The organism is Pseudomonas sp. P7548 (assembly GCF_013386585.1).
Classification (GTDB): domain Bacteria; phylum Pseudomonadota; class Gammaproteobacteria; order Pseudomonadales; family Pseudomonadaceae; genus Aquipseudomonas.
The window spans coordinates 1-4,010 of record NZ_JACARO010000037.1 but is presented as its reverse complement, the minus strand read 5'-3'; the positions used below and the strand labels follow the sequence as shown (position 1 = coordinate 4,010).

Below are 4,010 nucleotides of genomic sequence, written 5' to 3'. Positions count from 1 at the left end.
CGATTACCTGGCCAAGCCGATTGATCTGGACCGTCTGTTCTCACTGATTCGCGTGTGGCTACCCAAGATGGAACGGATTTAAGTGGAGCGAAGTTTTTTGGACAAAAGCAGCGATATTGAGCTGCGCCTGTTGATCGAGGCGATTTACCTCAAGTACAGCTACGATTTTCGCGACTACTCCGGCGCGTCGGTCAAGCGCCGCGTGGCGCATGCCCTGCGCCAGTTCGATTGCGCGACGATTTCGGCGCTGCAGGAGCGGGTGCTGCATGACCCGGCGGCGTTCATGCAATTGCTGCAGTTCCTGACCATTCCGGTGAGCGAGATGTTTCGCGACCCGTCGCACTTCCTGGCGATCCGCCAGGAGGTGGTGCCGCTGCTCAAGACGTACCCGTCGATCAAGATCTGGATCGCCGGCTGCAGCACCGGTGAAGAGGTGTACTCCATGGCCATCCTGCTGCGTGAGGAAGGGCTGCTGGAGCGCACGATCATCTACGCCACGGACATCAACCCGGCATCGCTGGACAAGGCCAAGCAGGGGATCTTCTCCTTGGAGAACGTACGCGCCTACACCGCCAACTACCAGCAGGCCGGTGGCCAACGTTCATTTGCCGACTACTACACCGCGGCATACGATTACGCGATCTTCGACAAGACCTTGCGCGAGAACGTGACCTTCGCCGATCACAGCCTGGCGACCGACAGCGTATTCTCAGAAACGCAATTAATTTCGTGTCGCAACGTATTGATTTACTTCAATAAAAAATTGCAAGATCGGGCGTTTGGATTGTTTCATGAGTCGCTGTGCCATCGTGGTTTCCTGGTGCTGGGCAGCAAGGAAACCCTGGATTTTTCGGCCTTCGGCAAACAATTCGAACCCTTGGTCAAGCAGGAACGGATCTACCGAAAACTATGAACCCAGTGGCGGCAGGCCCGGCACGTGTCCCGGGGATAGAGGCGATTGTGATCGGCGCATCCGCAGGCGGCGTCGAAGCCTTGTTGACGGTGTTCGGTGAGCTGCCCAGCGGTTTCGGCCTGCCGATCATCACCGTGCTGCACTTGCCAGACGAGCGCCGCAGCCAACTGGCCGAGGTGTTCGACCGCCGTGTGGCGATGCCGGTGGTCGAGGCGCGTGACAAGGAGGCGATCCGGCCCGGCACCTTGTATTTTGCTGGCCCTGGGTATCATCTATCGGTAGAGCATGACCACAGCCTGTCCTTGAGCCAGGAAGACCGGGTGCACCATTCGCGGCCTGCCATCGATTACCTGTTCGAGTCCGCCGCCGACACCTATGGCCCAGGCCTGATGGCCATCCTGCTGACCGGCGCCAACCACGACGGCGCCCGTGGCCTGGCCCACGTCAAGCAGCAGGGCGGAACCACCGTGGTGCAAGACCCTGCCGAAGCGCGTGTGGCCGTGATGCCCCGGGCGGCCCTGGCACTGCATACACCTGACCACATTCTTTCTTTGAGCCGCATTGGCTCATTGCTGGCTTCCCTGGAATATTCCCCATGTTAAGTACTGTCCAGGCCAAACTGCTGATCGTTGACGATCTGCCGGAAAACCTGCTCGCCCTCGAAGCGCTGATCAAGCGCGAGGACCGCCAGGTGTTCAAGGCATTGAGCGCCGACGAGGCCTTGTCACTGTTGCTGGAGCACGAGTTCGCCATGGCGATTCTAGACGTGCAGATGCCCGGCATGAACGGTTTCGAGCTGGCCGAACTGATGCGCGGCACCGAAAAGACCAAGAACATCCCGATCGTGTTCGTCAGCGCCGCTGGCCGCGAACTCAACTACGCGTTCAAGGGTTACGAAAGCGGCGCCGTGGACTTTCTGCACAAGCCGTTGGACATCCACGCGGTCAAGAGCAAGGTCAACGTATTCGTCGACCTGTACCGCCAGAGCAAGGCCATGAAGCAACAGGTCGAAGCCCTGGAGCGCAGCCGGCGCGAACAGGAACTGCTGCTGACACGCCTGCAGGCCACCCAGGCCGAGCTGGAGCAGGCAGTGCGCATGCGTGATGACTTCATGTCGATCGTCGCCCATGAGGTGCGCACGCCCCTCAATGGCCTGATCCTCGAAACCCAGCTGCGCAAGATGCACCTGGCCCGGGACAACGCCGCCGCGTTCACCCTGGACAAGATGCACGCCATGGTCGATCGCGATGAGCGGCAGATCCAGAGCCTGATCCGCCTGATCGAAGACATGCTCGACGTGTCGCGCATCCGTACCGGCAAGCTGTCGATCCGGCCTGCACGGTTTGACCTGGCGCAGTTGGTGCACAACCTGGTGGAAAACTTCGCGCCGCAGGTGGCCGCTGCTGGCTCGACCATGCAACTGGTGGTCGAAGGGCCTGTGGAAGGCAACTGGGATGAGTTCCGCATCGAGCAAGTGATCACCAACCTGCTGACCAACGCCTTGCGCTACGGGGCCAAGAGCCCGGTAGATGTGCGGGTGTACACCGAACACGGTGAGGCACGGGTGGAAGTGCGTGACCGGGGTATTGGTATCAGCGAAGAGAACCAGAAGCGCATTTTTCAGCAGTTCGAGCGGGTCTCGGCCAGCCACGTCGCGGCCGGGTTGGGCCTGGGGCTGTTTATTTCCGAGCAGATCGTCGCGGCCCATGGCGGCACTATCGAAGTCGAAAGCCAGATAGGCGAGGGCGCCCTGTTTCGGGTGTGCCTGCCCCTTGAAGCGTCGGTATGAAATCAATCGTCAGCTTGACGCAACCTTCTGCGTGACCCCATGGTCGTAATTGCAGCAATTGACCGGATTAAGGCTTCCCATGAGTGAAGATGCACAAGATGTCGTTCTCATCGTCGAGGACGACGAATCCATTATGTTTGTGCTGGGTGAATACCTGGCGGGCCTGGGCTATCGGGTCTTGAAGGCGATCGATGGCGAACAGGCCTTCGAGATTCTGGCCACCAAGCCGCACCTGGACCTGATGGTCACCGATTACCGCTTGCCTGGCGGCATTTCCGGGGTACAGATCGCCGAGCCTGCAATCAAGCTGCGCCCGGAATTGAAAGTCATCTTTATCAGTGGGTACCCGCAGGAAATCCTCGACTGCAACAGCCCGATCACGCGCAATGCACCGATCCTGGCCAAGCCGTTTGACCTTGATACCCTTCAGGAACACATCCAGCGGCTGTTGGCGTAGTAGCGAGCGCGCGGTGCGGTGCGGTGGTGTGTCAGCTATCTATGAGGAGGCTGACACTGCGCGCCGCGGGGCAAGCCCGCTCACTACAGGCTTTTGATCATTTCGCGGACTTTGGCGGTCAGCAGGTCGAAGGTGAAGGGCTTGGTGATCAACTGCATCCCCGGGTCCAGAAAGCCGCCGCGTACCGCTGCATGTTCGGCGTACCCGGTGATGAACAGTACTTTGAGCTCCGGGCGGATCTGCCGGCCGATTTCCGCCAGTTGCCGACCGTTCATGCCGGGCAACCCGACATCGCTGATCAACAGGTCGATACGCTGGTCCGACTCGATGATCGGCACCGCTGTATCGGCGTCGCCCGCTTCGACAAAGCCGTAACCCAGCTCCTTGAGCACGGCGCTGACCAAGACGCGCACCGCCCGGTCGTCCTCGACAATCAGCACGGTTTCGCCGGCATTGGCGAATGGCAACAGCGCCGGGTTGGCTGCCTCTACCTGCGCGATTTCGCCTAAAAAGCGCGGCAGAAACAGACTCACCGTCGTGCCTTTACCGACTTCACTGTGAATCGTCACATGCCCATGGGATTGGCGGGCAAAACCGTAAATCATCGATAGACCCAGGCCGGTACCCTGGCCGATCGGCTTGGTGGTAAAAAACGGGTCGAACACACGGCTCAACAGGGTTTGCGGAATGCCGCAACCGGTGTCGCTGACGCTCAGCTCCACGTAATCACCGGGTTTCAACGTGCCATAAGCGGCGGTAAACACGCTGTCGAGGTGGCGGTTGGTGGTTTCAACCACCAACTGGCCGCCGTTGGGCATGGCGTCGCGGGCATTGATCACCAGGTTGAGCAG

General features: G+C 60.0%; 5 protein-coding genes. 4 read left to right on the top strand and 1 reads right to left on the bottom strand.

The features are described 5' to 3' along the window. Positions 1-82 precede the first annotated feature (82 nt). The 4 genes from HX803_RS15715 (at position 83) to HX803_RS15700 (ending at position 3,159) form a co-directional block, all read left to right on the top strand. Positions 83-913, top strand: a complete 831-nt coding sequence (locus tag HX803_RS15715; RefSeq protein ID WP_371319340.1) for a protein-glutamate O-methyltransferase CheR — start codon at positions 83-85, stop codon at positions 911-913. Beyond that, on the top strand, positions 910-1,515 hold the full coding sequence (locus HX803_RS15710) for a chemotaxis protein CheB (RefSeq protein ID WP_178921858.1): 606 nt from the start codon (positions 910-912) through the stop codon (positions 1,513-1,515). The genes HX803_RS15715 and HX803_RS15710 overlap by 4 nt, the downstream gene beginning before the upstream one ends. Next, on the top strand, positions 1,509-2,702 hold the full coding sequence (locus HX803_RS15705; RefSeq protein ID WP_178921856.1) for a hybrid sensor histidine kinase/response regulator: 1,194 nt from the start codon (positions 1,509-1,511) through the stop codon (positions 2,700-2,702). The genes HX803_RS15710 and HX803_RS15705 overlap by 7 nt, the downstream gene beginning before the upstream one ends. Positions 2,703-2,781: 79 nt before the next feature. Then, positions 2,782-3,159: a response regulator gene (locus HX803_RS15700; protein WP_003217591.1), complete on the top strand. Its 378-nt coding sequence runs from the start codon at positions 2,782-2,784 to the stop codon at positions 3,157-3,159. Between the two features lie 83 nt (positions 3,160-3,242). On the opposite strand, the gene HX803_RS15695 is transcribed toward HX803_RS15700, so the two are convergent. Then, on the bottom strand, positions 3,243-4,010 hold a 768-nt coding region (locus HX803_RS15695; RefSeq protein WP_178921854.1), incomplete at its 5' end, for an ATP-binding protein.